This is a genomic window from Streptomyces sp. NBC_01384, assembly GCF_045040035.1.
GTDB lineage: Bacteria > Actinomycetota > Actinomycetes > Streptomycetales > Streptomycetaceae > Streptomyces.
Genome location: NZ_CP109559.1, coordinates 6060061 through 6077901 on the forward strand (window position 1 = coordinate 6060061; position 17841 = coordinate 6077901).

Sequence of the window (17841 nt, forward strand, 5' to 3'; positions counted from 1 at the left end):
GTCACCGCGGGTGAAGCGCGATGCCAGTGGCGGGGACCGCGCGCATTTCAAGCACGCGGCGTGCATGTCAGTTAGAACGAGAGGCAGTCCATAGGGTTACGCCCGAGCCGGAATCAGCTTTCCGCGGCTTCACCAAGCCAATCGCCGCACCGTTGGAGACCCTGGACCGCACGGACGGTCTGACGCTGCACAGCGCGGACGTGGCGACGAAGATCCCGTCGAAGCCGGGGGTGCCGGTCTTCAACGACCACACCAGCACCTACTACGACACGACGGCCCCGACCGCGGGTGTCAAGATCACTGACACCAATACCAAGATCAAGATCGCCAAGGAGGCCAGGGATGGCTCGACGATCTCGCTCGAAGTGGGCCCTGCGGTGAAGTAAGCGGCATTTCTGCAGGTCAGAAGCGTATCGGCGGTGACCCCCTGGCGGGTTGCCGCCGATCGTGTTTAGGTGCGTCCTGTGGATTTCTTATTGACAGTCTTCTCGATACGGGTGCGCGCGGGAGTGTGACTGCATGGCCGCAGGAGGTTTCTGCAAGCTGCCGAACGGCAGTGTGGTGGTGGCGCTGAACCTGCCCAGCCCGGCGGGTTCGGCCACGGGCTGCGTACGTGTTCTGGTGCTGGCCCAGAACCGTGCCCGCGCCCTGACCCGCCTGCGCAACCTGGGTCTGCGCGCCGTCTACCTCCGTGGCAACGCGGCTCCGCCCACCCCCGACGAGATCACCGCCGTCCTGCACCACCCCGACGGCCTGATATGGCGCACCGGCCCCGACGGCGGTGTCCCGGACCCGGAGCAGCCCCAGGAGCTGTGGCGCCCGATCAGAGCCCTCCTGAGACGCCCGGCAGCGCCTCAGGGGCTGTGAACCGCGCGGGCCGTGAACCGCAGGGGCGGTGCATCACGCGGCCCCCCGGTGAACCCAAGGGGCTGTGAAAGGCCCCGGCCGCCCCGACTGGGCCCTCCCGGCCCCGACTGGGCCCTCCCGGCCCCGACTGGGCCCTCCCGGCCCCGACTGGGCCCTCCCGGCCCCGACTGGGCCCTCCCGGCCCCGACTGGGCCCTCCCGGCCCCGACTGGGCCCTCCCGGGCTCTTGGGCTCCCGGGCTCCTGGGCGACTCAGACGACCGGCTTGCCCGTCAGCTCCACGCCCGCCGCCCGCAGCTCCTCCAGGGCCCGTTCCGTCGTCCCCTCGGCCACCCCGGCCGTGAGGTCCAGCAGGACCTGGGTGCGGAAGCCCTCGCGCGCGGCGTCCAGGGCGGTGGCGCGCACGCAGTGGTCGGTGGCGATGCCGACCACGTCCACCTCGTCGATCTCGCGGGCGCGCAGCCAGTCGCCCAGCGGCACCCCGTTCTCGTCGGCGCCCTCGAAGCCGCTGTACGCCGCCGCGTACGCGCCCTTGTCGAAGACGGCGTCTATCGCGCCGGAGGCGACCACCGGGGCGAAGTTCGGATGGAACCCGACCCCCTCCGTGCCGGCCACGCAGTGCGCGGGCCAGGAGTGGACGAAGTCGGGGTTGTCGGCGAAGTGGCCGCCGGGGGCGATGTGGAGGTCGCGGGTGGCGACGACATGGCGGTAGCCGGCGGGCGCCTGCCCGATCAGCTCCGTGATGGCGGCGGCCACATCGGCACCCCCGGCCACCGCGAGGCTGCCCCCCTCGCAGAAGTCGTTCTGCACGTCTACGACGATCAAGGCGCGGCGCATGGTCGGTGTCCTTCGACTATGGGGTCGGTGGATGTGGAGAAGGGGTGTGCGGGCCCGGCCTGTGGAGCCGAGCCTAGAGACTTCACGTGCGGCGCGGGAGGGGGCATTCGGTTACGGCCGACTGCGGTGTGCGTGTTGCCGTTGCATTCCCGCTGACCGCTCGTTCATTCGTGTTCGCCCAAGGGCGGACACAGGCGCGGCCGGAGGGCCGCCCGCGCACGCCCCCGCGTACTCCGCGCACGCCCCTGGTGCGTATCAGATGTATTCCGTATGTATTCCGCTCAGATGTATTCCGTCGGAATGACCGGTTCCCCGCGTGAGAGCTGCGTCGCCGACAGCGGCAGATTGGCCCGGGCGGACGCATGCCGGTCGCGTACGACGTCGAGGGGCTCACGGGCGAGGACCTGGCCGCCCTTGATGAGCTCGACCAGCAGCTGCCGGTCGGCCAGCTCGGCGGGGACCGGCCCGGTGCCGATGACCTCGGCCTCGGCGACCTCCTGCTCGTCCAGCCGGCGCGCGGCCCATTTGCGCCCGCCGATCGAGGTCTTCCCGCCGGTGGACTTCTTGGCCACGGGCTCCAGCGGGGCCTTGGAATCCGCCGACTCGGCCCGGGCGACCAGCTTGTAGACCATCGAGCAGGTGGGATGGCCGGAACCCGTCACCAACTGCGTACCGACCCCGTACGCGTCCACGGGCGCCGCCGCCAGCGAGGCGATCGCGTACTCGTCCAGGTCCGAGGTCACGATGATCCGCGTGTCGGACGCGCCCAGCTCGTCCAGCTGCTGGCGCACCCGGTGCGCGACCAGCAGCAGGTCCCCCGAGTCGATCCGCACGGCCCCGAGCTCCGGCCCGGCGACGTCGACCGCCATCCGTACGGCCTCCGCCACGTCGTACGTGTCCACGAGCAGCGTCGTCCCCCGGCCGAGGGAGTTCACCTGGGCCTGGAAGGCGTCCCGCTCGCGGTCGTGCAGAAGGGTGAAGGCGTGCGCGGAGGTGCCGACGGTCGGGATGCCGTAGCGGAAACCGGCCGCCAGGTCGGAGGTGGTCGTGAAGCCCCCGACGTACGCGGCCCGCGCGGCGGCGACCGCGGCCAGCTCGTGGGTGCGCCGGGCGCCCATCTCGATCAGCGGCCGGTCCCCGGCGGCGGAGGCCATCCGGGAGGCGGCGGCCGCGATCGCCGAGTCGTGGTTGAGGATGGAGAGGATCACGGTCTCCAGGAGCACGCACTCCGCGAAGGACCCCTCGACCCGCAGGATCGGCGAGCCCGGGAAGTACACCTCGCCCTCCGGGTAGCCCCAGATGTCCCCGCCGAAGCGGTACGAGGCGAGCCACCTCAGGGTCGGCTCGTCCACGATGGCGTTCTCGCGCAGGAAGCCGAGGACGTCGGCGTCGAAGCGGAAGTTCTCGACGGCGTCCAGGACCCGTCCGGTGCCCGCCACGACGCCGTAGCGCCGTCCCTCCGGCAGCCGCCGCGTGAAGACCTCGAAGACCGAGCGTCGCTCGGCGGTCCCCGCGGCCAGTGCGGCCTGCAGCATCGTCAGCTCGTACTGGTCCGTGAAGAGTGCCGTCGAGGGAACGTCCACCGGCAGCCCAAGGTCCGCTGTGTTCATAGGACTGGATGGTACCCCCATCTCGTCACACTGACGATTTATGGAGGCAGGCCGTCTTCCGGTGGTATTCCGGGGGTCCATTTGTGCGGGCCCCCCTCTCTGATGGCAGCATGGGCCGTGTGACGGCTCCCGCACCCCTAGAGATCGAAAAGACCGAGTCGGCGGAGGAGGTCTTCGCCGTACCCGAGCCGGACGTTCCCTGGGTGACGATCGTCCACAACGATCCGGTCAACCTCATGAGCTACGTGACGTATGTCTTCCAGACGTACTTCGGCTACCCGAAGGACAAGGCCACCAAGCTCATGCTCGACGTCCACCACAAGGGCCGGGCGGTCGTCTCCAGCGGCACGCGCGAGGAGATGGAACGCGACGTACAGGCCATGCACGGCTACGGTCTGTGGGCCACCCTTCAGCAGGACCGGAAGTAGCCCGAGCCCCTCCCGAAGCAGCCCGAGCCCCTCCCTGTAAACCGCGAGCAGGACCGGAAGTAGCGAACTCACTCCATGCCAGGACACTTCGAACCGCTCCCCGGCGGCGGCGCGGCCGTCGCGCTCGACGAGGTCGAGATCTCCATCATCCGCTCCCTCGCCGTACAGCTCCTGGAGCTCATCGGTCCCGGCCCCGCGGAGAACGCCCCCGACGACCCGCTCGCCGAACTGTTCGCGGAGGGCCCCAGCGAGCCGCCCTCCGACCCCGTGCTGCGGCGCCTCTTCCCGGACGCCTACAGCGGCCCCGACATCGAGGCCGGCTCGCCCGACGAGGCCGCGGAGCAGCGCGCCCACTCCGCCGAGTTCCGCCGCTTCACGGAGAACGACCTGCGCGCCGGCAAGCGCGAGAACGCCCTCGCGGTGATCCGCTCGCTGGACGCGCTCACCGTGGCGGGCGACGGCGGCGCGGTCCTCAAGCTCTCCGCCGGGGAGTCCGAGCAGTGGCTGCGCGCCCTCAACGACCTGCGCCTGGCGATCGGCGCCCGGCTCGACGTCGTCGACGAGGAGGACACCGACCTCCTCTACCGCCTCCCGGACGAGGACCCGCGCAAGCCGATGGTGATGGCGTACCTGTGGCTGGGCGGCCTCCAGGAGACGCTCGTCGAGACCCTGATGTCCTGACCGGGGGTTCGATCGGAGACTCGATCGGAGGCTCGATCGGGGGACGGATCGATCCGGGGTTGGCTCGATCCGGGATTGGATCGGCGTTCGATCGGCATTCGATCAGTGTTCGCTCAGTGGACGCTCAAATCCGGATAACGATCCCGTCACCGTAACGGCCCCCTATGTGCCTCTAGGTGCTTTTTGTCCCCTTCTCTCTGTGGCATGTCGTACATCAGCCACAGTCTCCCCATGTTGCGGCCGTGATAAATCTTCACGACCGCCCGACAGGACACCACCCATGTCCGGTCGGGTGCGCCACCGAGCCGGCGGACCGCCGGCCAGGCGGAGCGGCATCGCCCGCTCGGCTCCACCTGTCCGGGGGGATCGGAAACCGATCCGAAGCCAAGGGACTGGCTCGGATCGGCATGGAGAAAGGCGCACCACACATGACCTCGTCGCAGGTCGACAAGACCGACGAGCCCCGTGCCGGCAGTGAGGCCGTGGGCGGCGACGCCACCGAAGAGGGGTACGAGCGCGGGCTCGGCAGCCGCCAGGTACAGATGATCGCGATCGGCGGCGCCATCGGCGTCGGCCTCTTCCTGGGCGCCGGGGCGAACATCGCCAAGGCGGGGCCCAGCCTCATCCTCATGTACGCCCTCGCCGGCGTGATCATCTTCTTCATCATGCGGGCGCTCGGCGAGCTGCTCCTGTACCGCCCGGTCTCGGGCTCCTTCGCGGAGTACTCCCGCGAGTTCCTCGGCCCGTTCTTCGGCTACTTCACCGGCTGGACGTACTGGCTGATGTGGGTGGTCACCGGCATGGCCGAACTCACGGCCGCCGCGATCTACGTCCACTACTGGTTCCCGTCCATCCCCCAATGGGTGACGGCCCTGGTCTTCCTGATCGTCCTCTTCGTGGCCAACCTGATCTCGGTGAAGCTCTTCGGAGAGATCGAGTTCTGGTTCTCGATGGTCAAGGTCACCGCACTGATCGGCATGATCGTGATCGGCCTCGGCGTCCTCACCTTCGGCTTCAGCTCGGCCGGTGACACCGCCTCCGTCGCGAACCTCTGGCAGTTCGACGGCTTCTTCCCCAAGGGCATCGGCTCGTCCCTGATGACCCTCCAGGGCGTCATGTTCGCCTACCTGGCCGTCGAACTCGTCGGCGTCACGGCGGGCGAGTCCGAGAACCCGGAGAAGACCCTCCCCAAGGCGATCAACACCCTCCCGTGGCGCATCGCCCTCTTCTACGTCGGCGCGCTCACGGTCATCCTCTGCGTCGTGAAGTGGACGGAGTTCGCACCGGGCGTCAGCCCCTTCGTCGAGGCCTTCGCGAAGATCGGCATCCCGGCGGGCGCCGGAATCGTCAACTTCGTGGTCCTGACCGCCGCCCTGTCCTCCTGCAACTCCGGCATGTACTCCACAGGCCGCATGCTGCGCACGCTCGCGGACAACGGCGAGGCCCCGAAGGTCTTCAACAAGCTCTCCTCGACCAAGACCCCGGCGATCGGCATCACCGTCTCCATGCTCTTCATGGGCATCGGCGTGATCCTGAACTACATCGTCCCGGAGAAGGCCTTCGGCTACGTCACCTCGGTGGCCACCGCCGCCGGCATCTGGACCTGGCTGATGATCCTGGTCAGCCACATCCTCTACCGCCGCGCGGTCGACGCCGGCCGCCTGCCCGCCTCGTCCTTCCCGGCCCCGGGCGGCGCCAAGTGCAGCTGGATCGCGGTCGTGTTCCTGCTCTTCGTCACCGGCCTCATCGCCTACGACGCCGACTCCCGGATCTGCCTGTATGTGATGGCCGGCTGGGCCGCCGCGCTGGGCGTGGGCTGGTTCGTCCTCAAGACGCGCAACCCGCAGGTCACCGAGCGCCGCGAACCGGCGTTCGAGAAGGTCGGCTGACCTTCCCGGTTCACCATGTGGGCCGCTCCGTACCACCCCTCGGTACGGAGCGTCCCGCCCGTCGCCCGCCACCACCCTGCCTGACGCGCTGCGCGCGGCCCCTTTTGATTTCCTGTTTATCCTGACCACCATGCTGACCATCACCCAGGCCCTGTTCGACCAGATCGTCGCGCACGCGCGCCAGGACCACCCCGACGAGGCGTGCGGCGTCGTCGCGGGCCCGGAGGGCACCGGCCGCCCCGAGCGCTTCATCCCGATGCTCAACGCCGCCCGCTCGCCCACGTTCTACGAGTTCGACTCCGGCGACCTGCTGAAGCTGTACCGCGAGATGGACGACCGCGACGAGGAGCCGGTGATCATCTACCACTCCCACACGGCGACCGAGGCCTACCCCTCCCGCACGGACCTCTCGTACGCCAACGAGCCCGGCGCGCACTACGTCCTCGTCTCGACGGCGGACACGGACGACGTGGGTCCGTTCCAGTTCCGCTCGTACCGGATCGTGAACGGAGAGGTGACGGAAGAGGAGATCAAGGTCGTGGAGTCCTACTGACCCCCGCCGACTGACCCCGCCGACTGACCCCGCCTGCGATTCGGCCCGACTCCGCTTGCCGATTCGCCCTGACTTCGCCCGCTGATTCGGCCCACGATCCCGAACTTCGGTCAGAATTCATCCACCATCTGAGATCACATTCCGGGACCCGGACCGGGAATCGATACGATGAGCCCATGGTTTCCCAGGACGTGAGCGACAAGACGCCGGGCATGCTGCTCGTGGCGCGGCTGCACGTCGACCTGTGCAGGCTGCAGAGCGCCATCTGTACGCGCTGATCCTGCCGCCGCCGTAAGGCCGTGAGCCGCGGCTACGCAACCGGCGTACCCCCTGCTTTCCCGCTCGACCCGCGCTGCCGCGCGCCCACCGACCGACCTTCCTTCCGACAGGAGCCCGCAACCATGGCCATCGAGGTCCGCATCCCCACCATCCTCCGCACCTACACCGGCGGCGAGAAGGCCGTCGAGGGCGGCGGCGCGACCCTCGCCGAGCTCTTCGCCGACCTCGAGACCCGGCACGCGGGCATCCAGGCCCGCATCGTGGACGACGGCCAGCTGCGCCGCTTCGTCAACGTGTACCTGAACGACGAGGACGTCCGCTTCCTCGACGGCATCAACACCAAGCTCACCGACGGCGACAACGTGACGATCCTGCCGGCCGTCGCCGGCGGCATGGTCTGATCGGCTGCTGACCGCTGATGCGCTACGACTCCCCGCTCGCCGCGGTGGGCAACACCCCTCTGGTGCGCCTGCCGCGCCTTTCGCCGTCCGCGGACGTCCGCATCTGGGCGAAGCTGGAGGACCGCAACCCGACGGGTTCGGTCAAGGACCGCCCGGCGCTCCACATGGTCGAACAGGCGGAGAAGGACGGCCGGCTGACACCCGGCTGCACGATCCTGGAGCCCACCAGCGGCAACACCGGCATCTCGCTGGCCATGGCGGCGAAGCTCAAGGGCTACCGCATGGTGTGCGTGATGCCGGAGAACACCTCGCAGGAGCGGCGGGACCTGCTCGGCATGTGGGGCGCGGAGATCATCTCCAGCCCCGCGGCCGGCGGCTCCAACACCGCCGTACGCGTCGCGAAGGAACTGTCGGCCGAGCACCCCGACTGGGTGATGCTCTACCAGTACGGCAACCCCGACAACGCGGGTGCGCACTACGCGACGACGGGCCCGGAGATCCTGGCGGACCTGCCCTCGGTGACGCACTTCGTGGCGGGCCTGGGCACCACCGGCACCCTGATGGGCGTGGGCCGCTACCTCCGCGAGAACAAGCCGGACGTGAAGATCGTCGCCGCGGAGCCGCGCTACGACGACCTGGTGTACGGCCTGCGCAACCTGGACGAGGGGTTCGTCCCGGAGCTGTACGACGCGTCCATCCTCACCTCCCGCTTCTCCGTCGGCTCCGCCGACGCGGTCACCCGCACCCGTGAGCTCCTCCAGCAGGAGGGCATCTTCGCGGGTGTCTCCACCGGGGCCGCGCTGCACGCCGCGATCGGCGTCGGCAAGAAGGCACTCGCCGCCGGGGAATCCGCCGACATCGTCTTCGTCGTAGCCGACGGCGGCTGGAAGTACCTGTCGACGGGCGTCTACACCGCCGCGACGACAGAAGAAGCGATCGAAACCCTCCAGGGCCAGCTCTGGGCGTAGGGCAGGCGCGGGTGGCGGGGAACTCCTCGCCCCCGCCCACCCCTACCCGTCCCACCCCCCTCTGGGGCGCGGGGAACCGCGCGACAAGCCCCCACTCACCCGCAGCAAACGAACCACCCCGGGGGTCTGGGGGGCCGGAGCGGAACGCTCAGCCGGCCAAGTAGCGCACCTGATCCCACAACACCGGATCCACCACCCCCACCCGCCGCCGGAACTCCCACAGCGACACCTCGCGCAGCTCGTCCGTCTCCAGGAAGCTCGCCCGCCCGTGCGCATCGCCCACGGCACCCGGCGGCAACGGAATCACCCCGGCCCGCTCGTCGTGGTACTTGCTGGTGATCTTCGCGACGACCGCACGGTCCCCCCGTACGGACAGCACCAGACAGGGCCGGTCCTTCTCCCCGGCCCCGGCCCCGGCCCCGGCCCCGCCCTCGGCCCCGGCCCCGCCCCTGCCTCCGGCCCTCTCCTCGTACGGAACGTTCGCCCACCAGATCTCCGCCGGCCGCGGCCGAGGCGCACGCCGTCGCTCCCCGGGCATCCGCCGTCCGGGCGGCCGGGTCCCGGCAGTCGGCCGGTGCCGACGCCCACGGCGTCCCCAGCCGTCCACCAGCGTCGCGACCAGCGCGAGCAGCACCACAGCCGCCAGCGCGAGCCACCAGGACGTGTCCATACCAAAGAAGGTACCGGGGTGCACCTCACCCCGCCCCCTGCCCGCCCGGCCCGCGCACCCCACCCCGACTCCACCCCACCTCCGTCCCACCTCCGTCCCACCTCCGTCCGACCGTCCATCCGAACCGGTGACACCACAGGTGAGTTCGCCCACAACAGCCCCTGGCGGAGGAGCGACCCGCCCTTTTGCGCCTTACGCTCGACGGACCGCACGACCCCCGTATCCGTATCTGCATCCGAGTATCTGCACCCCGCATCTACTCTCTGCACTTCCTGCCAGCGCGGAGGTTCCAGCTCTTATGAAGCTCACCGTCGTCGGCTGCTCGGGGTCGTTCCCGTCCGCGGAATCGGCCTGCTCGAGCTACCTCGTAGAGGCCGACGGCTTCCGGCTGCTGCTCGACATGGGCAACGGTGCCCTGGGCGAGCTGCAGCGCCACTGCGGTCTCTACGACCTCGACGCGATCTTCCTCAGCCATCTGCACGCCGACCACTGCATCGACATGTGCGCGTACTTCGTCGCGCGCTACTACCGCCACGACGGCGGCCGCTGCGACCCGCTCCCCGTCTACGGACCCGAGGGCACGGAACAGCGCCTGACCACCGCGTACGCGGACACTCCCACCGCCTCCTCGATGAGCGAGGTCTTCGACTTCCACACGGTCAAGCCGGGCACGTTCGAGATCGGCCCGTTCACCGTGCACACGGAGCGGGTGCGCCACCCCGTGGAGGCGTACGGCATTCGCCTGGAGCACGGCGGGAAGTCGCTGACGTACTCAGGGGACACCGGCGTCACCGACGCCCTGGACGAACTCGCCCGCGACACCGACCTGTTCCTCTGCGAGGCCGCGTTCACACACGGCAAGGAGCACATCCCGGACCTGCACCTCAACGGCCGCGAGGCAGGCGAGAGCGCCACCCGCGCCGGTGCCCGCCGCCTGCTGCTCACCCACATCCCGCCGTGGACGGACCCGCGCATCAACCTGGCCGACGCCCGCACGGCGTACACGGGGCCCGCGGATCTGGCGAAGCCCGGGATGACGTACGAGCTCTAGAACGATCCAGAACCGGTACGGCGGTACGGCGGAGCCGTACACACCCATACGTACGAGTGGGCCCCCGGAGAATCCTCCGGGGGCCCACTCGTACGTATGGGTGTGTCGGGCAGGCCTACTTGGCCTCCGCCTTCAGCAGCTCCGCCAGCTCCTCGTCCGACTCGCGGCCCGGCGTGGGGAGGTTCCACTTCGTGATCGCGAAGCGGAAGACCACGTAGTAGACCGCCGCGAAGCACAGACCCACCAGGACCAGGCCCCACGGGTTGGTCGCGATGCCGAGGTTCAGGCCGAAGTCGACCGCGCCGGCCGAGAAGCCGAAGCCGTCCTTCATGCCGAGCGCCCAGGTCAGCGCCAGCGAGACACCGGTGAGGACCGCGTGGATCGCGTACAGGACCGGCGCGATGAACATGAACGTGAACTCGATCGGCTCGGTCACACCCGTCACGAACGAGGTCAGCGCGATCGAGAGCATCATGCCGCCGACGACCTTGCGGCGCTCGGGGCGGGCGCAGTGCACGATCGCCAGGCACGCGGCCGGGAGGCCGAACATCATGATCGGGAAGAAGCCGGTCATGAACTGGCCGGCGCTCGGGTCACCGGCCAGGAAGCGCGCGATGTCACCGCTCTTGCCGTGGTAGTCGCCCGCCTGGAACCACGGGTAGGAGTTCAGCAGGTGGTGCATGCCGATCGGGATCAGCGCACGGTTGGCGACACCGAAGATGCCCGCGCCGACGGCGCCCGAACCGACCAGCTTCTCACCGAAGTTGTGCAGACCCGTGCCGAGGACCGGCCAGATGTAGCCGAAGACGATGCCGATCAGCAGACCCGCGAAGGCGGACAGGATCGGGACGAGCCGGCGGCCGCCGAAGAAGCCCGCCCAGTCGGGCAGCTTGGTCCGGTAGAACTTCTGGTACAGCAGGGCGACGACGATGCCCATCACCACGCCACCGAGGACCTTGGCGTCCACCGGCGCGTTCACCATGACCACCTTGCCGTCGACGGCCGTGGCCACCTTCGGCAGGTTCTTGTCGGTGAACGTCGCCAGCACGTTCTTGAAGACCAGATAGCCGACCACCGCCGCGAGCGCCGTCGAGCCGTCCGACTTCTTCGCGAAGCCGATCGCGATGCCCACGGCGAACAGCAGCGCCATGTTGTCGAGGATCGCGTTGCCACCGGCCGACATAAAACCGGCGATCTTGGTGAGGAACGTGGGGAAGGACGGGCGTCCGAGCATGTCGGTGTTGCCGAGACGCACGAGGAGCGCGGCGGCGGGCAGTACGGCGACCGGCAGCATCAGGCTGCGGCCGATGCGCTGCAGGACAGCCATCGCGCCCGAGCCTTTTTTCTTGCTGTCGGCCGCGGGAGCGGCGCTGGCCGTGGTCACAACTTCCTCCAGTGGGCAAGGCGCCGCCCAGGGAACAGGGGAGGGGGGTGGGGACGGCGTGGTCTACACCACTCAGTGGTGTAGACCTGTTGTAGCACGGTGAAGGTGAGATAAGGAACCCACGAATTTTGTGGCCTGGGACATGCGGCCTGGAACATAACGGGAACGTAAAGGGAGGAATCGGCTCCGGACGTGCCAAAGCCGCGCCCCGCAAGGGTCGGGGCTGTGACCGGCTGCGACTTCAGGCGGCTCCGCCGCGTGGGCGCGACCAGCACCCCCCCTATGAACCCGCGCGCCTATGGCTCCTATGCCCCCTCGCGGCTCCTATGGCCCCGGCTCCTATGCCCCCCCGGCTCCTATGCCCCCCCGGCTCCTATGCCCCCCGGCCCCTATGCCCCCCCGGCTCCTATGGCCCCCCGGCTCCTATGCCCCCCCGGCTCCTCTGGCTCCTATGGCTTCGTCGTGTCCTCGTGCTCCTCCTCCGACTCCCTCCCCGGAGTCTTCAGATCGAACTTCGTGATCGCGAACCGGAAGATCACGTAGTACACCGCCGCGAAGCACAACCCGATCGGCACGATCGCCCACGGTCTGGTCGCCAGATGCCAGTTGATGACGTAGTCGATGAGCCCCGCGGAGAAGGTGAAGCCGTCGTGCACGCCCAACCCCCACGTCACCGCCATCGACACCCCCGTCAGCACCGCGTGGACCCCGTACAGCAGCGGCGCGACGAACAGGAAGGAGTACTCGATCGGTTCGGTGATGCCCGTGACGAACGAGGTCAGCGCGACCGAGAGCATCAGCCCGCCGATCTCCTTGCGCCGGCTCGGCAGGGCGCAGTGCGTGATGGCCAGGGCCGCCGCCGGCAGCGCGAACATCATGATGGGGAAGAACCCGGACGTGAACTGCCCCGCGTTCGGATCGCCCGCCAGGAACATGTTGATGTCGCCGTGCACGACCGTCCCGTCCGGCGTGGTGTAACTGCCGAACTGGAACCAGACGGGCACGTTCAGGAACTGGTGCAGACCGATCACCAGCAGCGCCCGGTTGGCCACGCCGAAGAGACCGGCACCCCAGGAGCCCAGTCCCACCAGCCAGTCGCCGAAGTGTTCGAGCCCCCGGCCGACCGGCGGCCAGACCCACAGGCACAGCGCCGCGAACGCGATGGCCACGAACGCCATGATGATCGGCACCAGCCGCCGCCCGTTGAAGAAGCCGAGCCAGTCGACCAGCCTGGTGCGGTGGAAGCGCTGCCAGAAGTACGCGGTCATCAGCCCCATGGCGATACCGCCGAAGACCCCCGGATTCTGGTACGTGAACGGAGCCACGGTGAAATCGGCCGCCTGACAGCCGATGTTCGGCAGGGCCTTCGCCCCGCCCGCGCAGCTCACCGGGAACTGGCGCAGCACGTTGTAGTAGACGAGGAACCCCGCGACCGCCGCGAGCGCCGTCGACCCGTCCGCCTTCTTCGCCATGCCGATGGCCACACCCACGCAGAACAGCATCGGCAGCCCCAGTGAGCCGTCGAGCAGCGCGCCGCCGGCACCCCTCATCACCTTGGAGACGTTGTCCCAGCCGAGCCCCTCGGCGCCGAACACGCCGGGCTGCCCGAGCCCGATGAGGAGACCCGCGGCCGGCAGCACGGCGATCGGCAACTGGAGGCTGCGGCCCATCTTCTGCAACCCCTGGAACAGGCTGTTCCAGCGGGCCCGTGCGGGCGCGGCGGCGCTGTCGGCACTCATGGGCGTCCTCCGGACGGGGCCGGGTTGGCGACGGCCCGCCCACTGGTGTAGACCAGTCGGCGAACGGTTGCGCTGTCGTGAACGCCATCATTCGGTACGCACGACCTGGCCGCTCGCAAAGATGGGCCAACTGTGGGTTACTGCGACAAAGCGGTTCTGATCAGGGAGTAGGACATGGCCACGAAGGCTGAGAAGATCGTCGCCGGGCTCGGCGGCATCGACAACATCGAAGAGGTCGAGGGCTGCATCACCCGCCTGCGCACCGAGGTCGTGGACCCGAGCAAGGTCGACGAGGCCGCCCTGAAGGCCGCCGGCGCCCACGGCGTCGTCAAGATGGGCACCGCCATCCAGGTCGTCATCGGCACCGACGCCGACCCCATCGCCGCGGACATCGAAGACATGATGTGAACCGATGTGGGTCAGATATGAACCGACGTGAGTCAAAGGGGCACCCTTGAGCCCCCGTAGCTCACCCCTGAGGGGCCGCTTCCGCAACCGGAGGCGGCCCCTCACCCGTATACGGCTAGGCTCATCGCCATGTCTCGAATCGACGGCCGCACCCCCGAACAACTGCGCCCCATCACCATCCAGCGCGGCTGGAGCAAGCACGCCGAGGGCTCCGTCCTCGTCTCCTTCGGCGACACCAGGGTGTTCTGCACCGCCTCCGTCACCGAGGGCGTCCCGCGCTGGCGCAAGGGCAGCGGAGAAGGCTGGGTCACCGCCGAGTACTCCATGCTTCCCCGCGCCACCAACACCCGCGGCGACCGCGAGTCGGTCCGCGGCAAGATCGGCGGCCGTACCCACGAAATCTCACGTCTCATCGGCCGCTCCCTGCGCGCCGTCATCGACTACAAGGCGCTCGGCGAGAACACCATCGTCCTCGACTGCGACGTCCTCCAGGCCGACGGCGGAACGCGCACGGCCGCCATCACCGGCGCGTACGTGGCCCTCGCCGACGCGATCACCTGGGCGCAGGCGAAGAAGCTCGTCAAGCCCGGCCGCAAGCCCCTGACCGGCACGGTCTCCGCCGTCTCGGTCGGCATCGTCGGCGGAGTCCCCCTCCTGGACCTCTGCTACGAGGAGGACGTGAAGGCCGACACCGACATGAACGTCGTCTGCACCGGCGACGGCCGCTTCGTCGAGGTCCAGGGCACCGCGGAGGCCGAACCCTTCGACCGCAAGGAGCTGAACGCCCTGCTCGACCTGGCCGTCGCGGGCTGCGACGACCTCGCCGCGATCCAGCGGGCGGCCCTTGAGGCAACCGCGGAATAACCCTTCGCGTTCTTAGGGGTACGGGCGTACGGTCCAGCCGTGCGCCCCCGCCGGCCCCCGCACGGGGTCGAGCGACCGCGCCGCGGGGTCGAGCAGACCGCGCTACGGGGTCGACCACATCTTGTCCACGGGGAGGGACCGTTCCATGGCCGCGCGCCACCGACGCCGCACAGCCGCATTCGCCGTCGTCGCCGCACTCGTCGCCCTGCCGGCGGCCGTCGGCTGCGACGCCGTCAACAAGGCCCTGGACTGCGTCCAGACCGCGGACTCCATCGCCGACAGCGTCACCAACCTCCAGCAGGCGGTGGAGAACGCGGCGAACGACCCGACGCAGACCGACGAGTCCCTCAACGCGATCGAGAAGAACCTCGACAAGATCGGCAACAAGACGGACAACGCCGACGTCAACAAGGCGGTCGACGACCTGAACAAGGCCGTCGGAAACGTCCGTACAGCCATCAAGAACGGCGACAGCACCCCCGACGTCAGCCCGGTCACGGACGCGGCGGGAGAACTGACGAAGGTCTGCACGCCGTAACCGGCACCTCTCCGGCCCTTGGATACTGGTCCCCATGACCCGCCTGATCCTCGCCACCCGCAACGCCGGAAAGATCACCGAGCTGAAGGCGATCCTCGCCGACGCAGGTCTCACCCACGACCTCGTCGGCGCGGACGCCTACCCGGACATCCCCGACGTCAAGGAAACCGGCGTCACCTTCGCCGAGAACGCCCTCCTGAAGGCCCACGCCCTGGCCCAGGCCACAGGCCTCCCGGCCGTCGCCGACGACTCCGGCCTCTGCGTGGACGTCCTGAACGGCGCCCCCGGCATCTTCTCCGCCCGCTGGGCAGGGCAGCACGGAGACGACCGCGCAAACCTGGACCTCCTCCTCGCCCAGCTCACCGACGTCGACGAGTCCCACCGGGGCGCCCACTTCGCCTGCGCGGCGGCGCTCGCCCTGCCGGACGGCACGGAGCGGGTCGTCGAGGGCCAGCTGAGGGGGACGCTGCGCCACACCCCGACCGGCACGAACGGCTTCGGCTACGACCCGATCCTCCAGCCGGAGGGGGAGACCCGCACCTGCGCGGAGCTCTCTCCCGAGGAGAAGAACGCGATCAGCCACCGGGGGAAGGCGTTCAGGGCGCTGGTGCCGGTGGTTCGGGAGTTGTTGGGCTGAGATACGGAGAGGGGCCGCCTCGCCGGACGGCCCCTCTGCGCGTGTGCGGCCGATGGGATTCGAACCCACATGGGCGCAAGGCCCAGAGGCACCTAAAACCTCCGCTTATACCATTCAGCAACGGCCGCGTGCGAGCCCATGCTACCGGTGATGCGGTGCTCGTCTATGTGCGACGTCGGTTTCCACCTCTGCACCACGTGCTGGTGATCGCGTGGCAGTTGGGGCACAGCAACCGCAGGTTCTCGCGCCGGTCGTCGCTCCAGTCTCCGTTGATGTGATCGACCTCCAGCGTCATCGGCTCGCCGAGCCACTCAGGGCCGGTAGCGCACTCGGCGCATTCTTCTGGTACGCCGCTTTCGCGGAGCGCCCGGCGAAGTAGTGCCGTCCTCGTGCGACGCCTGCCGCTGTGCTTGACGAGCAAGTCCTCCGGCCGCTTCAGAGGTGTCGGGCCGGGTTTCCCGCGCTGATGTGCCTGCCCCAGGAAGTGCGAGGTGTCGATGCCGTATGCGGTGGTCAACTCGGGGAGCAGCGCGCGTAGCCGTGAGTTGTCCGGGCGTTGCAGTAACCGGAGAACGCCAGCGATGGAAATGGACTCGGTGACTGCTTGGCGCAACTCACTCTCACTCGGCAGGTCCTGCGGCCCACGTCGGCCATTGCGGGGGAAGTGCGAGGTGTCGATCCCGAAGTGCTCGAAGCGTTTGTAAAGGTGTCGACGGAGCTTGCCGTACGGCCGGGTGCCGAAGAAGGCGATGACCTCGTCGATGTCGGAGCACTGCCCGGCGGCCTGAATCAATCGCTCGTGGGTGTACTGCACGCCGTTGCTCATGAGGTGCCACTCCTTGCATGTCCTTTGCCGCGACCTCGGTAACTGTCCGTCGTCGAGTGGCAGTTGGGGCAGAGGAATCGGAGGTTCTCGATGCGGTTGTCACGCCAGTTGCCGTCGATGTGGTCGACCTCCAGGGGCAGTGGGTGTCCACGCCAGACCGGTTCCGTACCGCAGCGCGCGCAACGCTCAGGCACTCCCAGGGCTGTCAATGCCCATTTGAGGCGGTCGCTGGGGATGCGCCGGGCATGGCCAGCCGTCTGCTCGACGAGCAAGGCCTCCGGCGTCCGAGGTCGTCTGGTCTCCCCACGTCGGGTCGGCATTTGGAAGTGCGAGGTGTCGATGCCGTACGCCTTGATCCGGCGGCTGATGTGCGTGTGATGTCCACCGACGACCTCAAGCCCGAGTCTGCGGAGCACCTCGCACATGTTCGTCGAAGCCGAAACCGCCGCCTCAAGGATGTCTTTCGTCCATCGCACCCCTTCGTGCTCGAAGTGCGAGATGTCCACGTCCAGCTTCTTCATGCGCTCGTTCAGATACCGCCGTGACGAACTCTTCGGATCCACCCCCAGTTTCGTCAACGCCTCCGATAGCGTCCGCGACGACCTCGCCGCCTCCTCCAGGCGCTCCCTCGTGTACGGGCTGACCGGCATGATTCCCCTCCGTTCCGGCCACATGTTCGTGACCTCGCACGGAGTAACGAACCGTTGATCGGATGGTTACGTCGCTCGATATTCTGCTGATCGGCAGTCGGGCCTTTCGGGCGTGCACACATGTCCACTCGGGAGGCTTCCGACCGTCCCGTACTCGCCCAGGCAAAAGGGGCTGGTGACCATGGTCACCAGCCCCTCTGAACGGCATACGCCCTACAAATACAAGCCGGTCGAGTCCTCGGAGCCCTCGAAGCGGTCGGCCGCCACGGCGTGCAGATCCCGCTCCCGCATCAGCACGTACGCGGTCCCCCGTACCTCGACCTCGGCCCGGTCCTCGGGGTCGTAGAGGACGCGGTCGCCCGGTTCCACCGTCCGTACGTTCTGCCCGACCGCGACGACCTCGGCCCAGGCGAGGCGCCGGCCGACGGCCGCCGTCGCGGGGATCAGGATGCCGCCGCCGGAACGCCGCTCGCCCTCGGCGGCGTCCTGCCGCACCAGCACGCGGTCGTGCAGCATGCGGATGGGCAACTTGTCGTGGTGGGGTGTCTGCTTGTCCCGATTGG

The 17841-nt window shown here is 68.8% G+C and carries 22 protein-coding genes and 1 tRNA gene; 14 read left to right on the top strand and 9 right to left on the bottom strand.

Annotation, left to right across the window (positions count from 1 at the left end; genetic code table 11):
• Positions 1-152: 152 nt before the first annotated feature.
• Positions 153-386, top strand: a complete 234-nt coding sequence (locus OG747_RS27830; RefSeq protein WP_405882126.1) for a hypothetical protein — start codon at positions 153-155, stop codon at positions 384-386.
• 133 nt (positions 387-519) lie between these two features.
• The gene (locus OG747_RS27835) at positions 520-867 is read left to right on the top strand and encodes a hypothetical protein (protein ID WP_405882127.1); all 348 of its coding nucleotides are present in this window, start codon (positions 520-522) and stop codon (positions 865-867) included.
• Between the two features lie 250 nt (positions 868-1117).
• Here OG747_RS27835 and OG747_RS27840 read toward each other — a convergent pair whose 3' ends face one another.
• Both OG747_RS27840 and OG747_RS27845 read right to left on the bottom strand, forming a co-directional pair.
• Positions 1118-1702, bottom strand: coding sequence for an isochorismatase family protein (locus OG747_RS27840; protein WP_405882128.1), 585 nt, complete (start codon positions 1700-1702; stop codon positions 1118-1120).
• A 281-nt stretch (positions 1703-1983) separates the two neighbouring features.
• Positions 1984-3312: a nicotinate phosphoribosyltransferase gene (locus OG747_RS27845; RefSeq protein ID WP_405882129.1), complete on the bottom strand. Its 1329-nt coding sequence runs from the start codon at positions 3310-3312 to the stop codon at positions 1984-1986.
• Positions 3313-3422: 110 nt separating this feature from the next.
• Here OG747_RS27845 and clpS point away from each other — a divergent pair, with 110 nt between their 5' ends.
• The 7 genes from clpS (at position 3423) to OG747_RS27880 (ending at position 8511) form a co-directional block, all read left to right on the top strand.
• Entirely contained in the window at positions 3423-3740 is a 318-nt protein-coding gene (clpS, locus tag OG747_RS27850; protein WP_405882130.1) for an ATP-dependent Clp protease adapter ClpS, read from the top strand.
• Between the two features lie 75 nt (positions 3741-3815).
• A complete protein-coding gene (locus OG747_RS27855) occupies positions 3816-4421 on the top strand; it encodes a DUF2017 domain-containing protein (protein WP_405882131.1) in 606 nt (201 codons plus the stop codon).
• Between the two features lie 428 nt (positions 4422-4849).
• Complete coding sequence (locus tag OG747_RS27860) at positions 4850-6310, top strand: amino acid permease (protein WP_405882132.1); 1461 nt, start codon at positions 4850-4852, stop codon at positions 6308-6310.
• 130 nt (positions 6311-6440) lie between these two features.
• The gene (locus OG747_RS27865) at positions 6441-6863 is read left to right on the top strand and encodes a Mov34/MPN/PAD-1 family protein (protein WP_405882133.1); all 423 of its coding nucleotides are present in this window, start codon (positions 6441-6443) and stop codon (positions 6861-6863) included.
• 176 nt (positions 6864-7039) lie between these two features.
• Positions 7040-7141, top strand: coding sequence for a putative leader peptide (locus OG747_RS27870; RefSeq protein ID WP_312638615.1), 102 nt, complete (start codon positions 7040-7042; stop codon positions 7139-7141).
• Positions 7142-7264: 123 nt separating this feature from the next.
• Positions 7265-7543: a MoaD/ThiS family protein gene (locus OG747_RS27875; RefSeq protein ID WP_054229696.1), complete on the top strand. Its 279-nt coding sequence runs from the start codon at positions 7265-7267 to the stop codon at positions 7541-7543.
• Between the two features lie 17 nt (positions 7544-7560).
• The gene (locus tag OG747_RS27880) at positions 7561-8511 is read left to right on the top strand and encodes a PLP-dependent cysteine synthase family protein (RefSeq protein ID WP_405882134.1); all 951 of its coding nucleotides are present in this window, start codon (positions 7561-7563) and stop codon (positions 8509-8511) included.
• Between the two features lie 148 nt (positions 8512-8659).
• Here the strand turns inward: OG747_RS27880 and OG747_RS27885 are convergent, their stop codons facing one another.
• Positions 8660-9181 (bottom strand): type II toxin-antitoxin system PemK/MazF family toxin, encoded by a 522-nt coding sequence (locus OG747_RS27885; protein ID WP_405882135.1) that lies wholly within the window; start codon positions 9179-9181, stop codon positions 8660-8662.
• Positions 9182-9479: 298 nt separating this feature from the next.
• On the opposite strand from OG747_RS27885, the gene OG747_RS27890 reads away from it, so the two are divergent.
• Positions 9480-10232 carry an MBL fold metallo-hydrolase gene (locus OG747_RS27890; protein ID WP_405882136.1) on the top strand — a complete coding sequence of 251 codons (753 nt, stop codon included), beginning with the start codon at positions 9480-9482 and terminating at the stop codon, positions 10230-10232.
• A 115-nt stretch (positions 10233-10347) separates the two neighbouring features.
• Here the strand turns inward: OG747_RS27890 and OG747_RS27895 are convergent, their stop codons facing one another.
• On the bottom strand, positions 10348-11616 hold the full coding sequence (locus OG747_RS27895) for a PTS transporter subunit EIIC (RefSeq protein WP_405882137.1): 1269 nt from the start codon (positions 11614-11616) through the stop codon (positions 10348-10350).
• A gap of 449 nt (positions 11617-12065) precedes the next feature.
• The gene (locus OG747_RS27900; RefSeq protein WP_405882138.1) at positions 12066-13355 is read right to left on the bottom strand and encodes a PTS transporter subunit EIIC; all 1290 of its coding nucleotides are present in this window, start codon (positions 13353-13355) and stop codon (positions 12066-12068) included.
• Positions 13356-13529: 174 nt separating this feature from the next.
• Between OG747_RS27900 and OG747_RS27905 the strand changes: the two genes are divergently transcribed.
• From OG747_RS27905 to rdgB, 4 genes are all read left to right on the top strand, one after another.
• Entirely contained in the window at positions 13530-13763 is a 234-nt protein-coding gene (locus tag OG747_RS27905) for a glucose PTS transporter subunit EIIB (protein ID WP_030569190.1), read from the top strand.
• A 129-nt stretch (positions 13764-13892) separates the two neighbouring features.
• Entirely contained in the window at positions 13893-14627 is a 735-nt protein-coding gene (rph, locus tag OG747_RS27910) for a ribonuclease PH (RefSeq protein ID WP_405882139.1), read from the top strand.
• Between the two features lie 145 nt (positions 14628-14772).
• Positions 14773-15165 (top strand): hypothetical protein, encoded by a 393-nt coding sequence (locus tag OG747_RS27915; protein WP_405882140.1) that lies wholly within the window; start codon positions 14773-14775, stop codon positions 15163-15165.
• Between the two features lie 34 nt (positions 15166-15199).
• Positions 15200-15802 carry an RdgB/HAM1 family non-canonical purine NTP pyrophosphatase gene (rdgB, locus tag OG747_RS27920; RefSeq protein WP_405882141.1) on the top strand — a complete coding sequence of 201 codons (603 nt, stop codon included), beginning with the start codon at positions 15200-15202 and terminating at the stop codon, positions 15800-15802.
• 44 nt (positions 15803-15846) lie between these two features.
• On the opposite strand, the gene OG747_RS27925 is transcribed toward rdgB, so the two are convergent.
• The 4 genes from OG747_RS27925 to OG747_RS27940 form a co-directional block, all read right to left on the bottom strand.
• Positions 15847-15930, bottom strand: a tRNA-Leu gene (locus OG747_RS27925).
• 35 nt (positions 15931-15965) lie between these two features.
• Positions 15966-16628, bottom strand: coding sequence for an HNH endonuclease (locus OG747_RS27930; protein WP_405882142.1), 663 nt, complete (start codon positions 16626-16628; stop codon positions 15966-15968).
• Positions 16625-17278, bottom strand: a complete 654-nt coding sequence (locus tag OG747_RS27935; protein WP_405882143.1) for an HNH endonuclease signature motif containing protein — start codon at positions 17276-17278, stop codon at positions 16625-16627. Before OG747_RS27935 ends, OG747_RS27930 begins: the two co-directional genes overlap by 4 nt.
• 213 nt (positions 17279-17491) lie before the next feature.
• Complete coding sequence (locus OG747_RS27940; RefSeq protein WP_052454563.1) at positions 17492-17794, bottom strand: co-chaperone GroES; 303 nt, start codon at positions 17792-17794, stop codon at positions 17492-17494.
• Between the last annotated feature and the right edge of the window lie 47 nt (positions 17795-17841).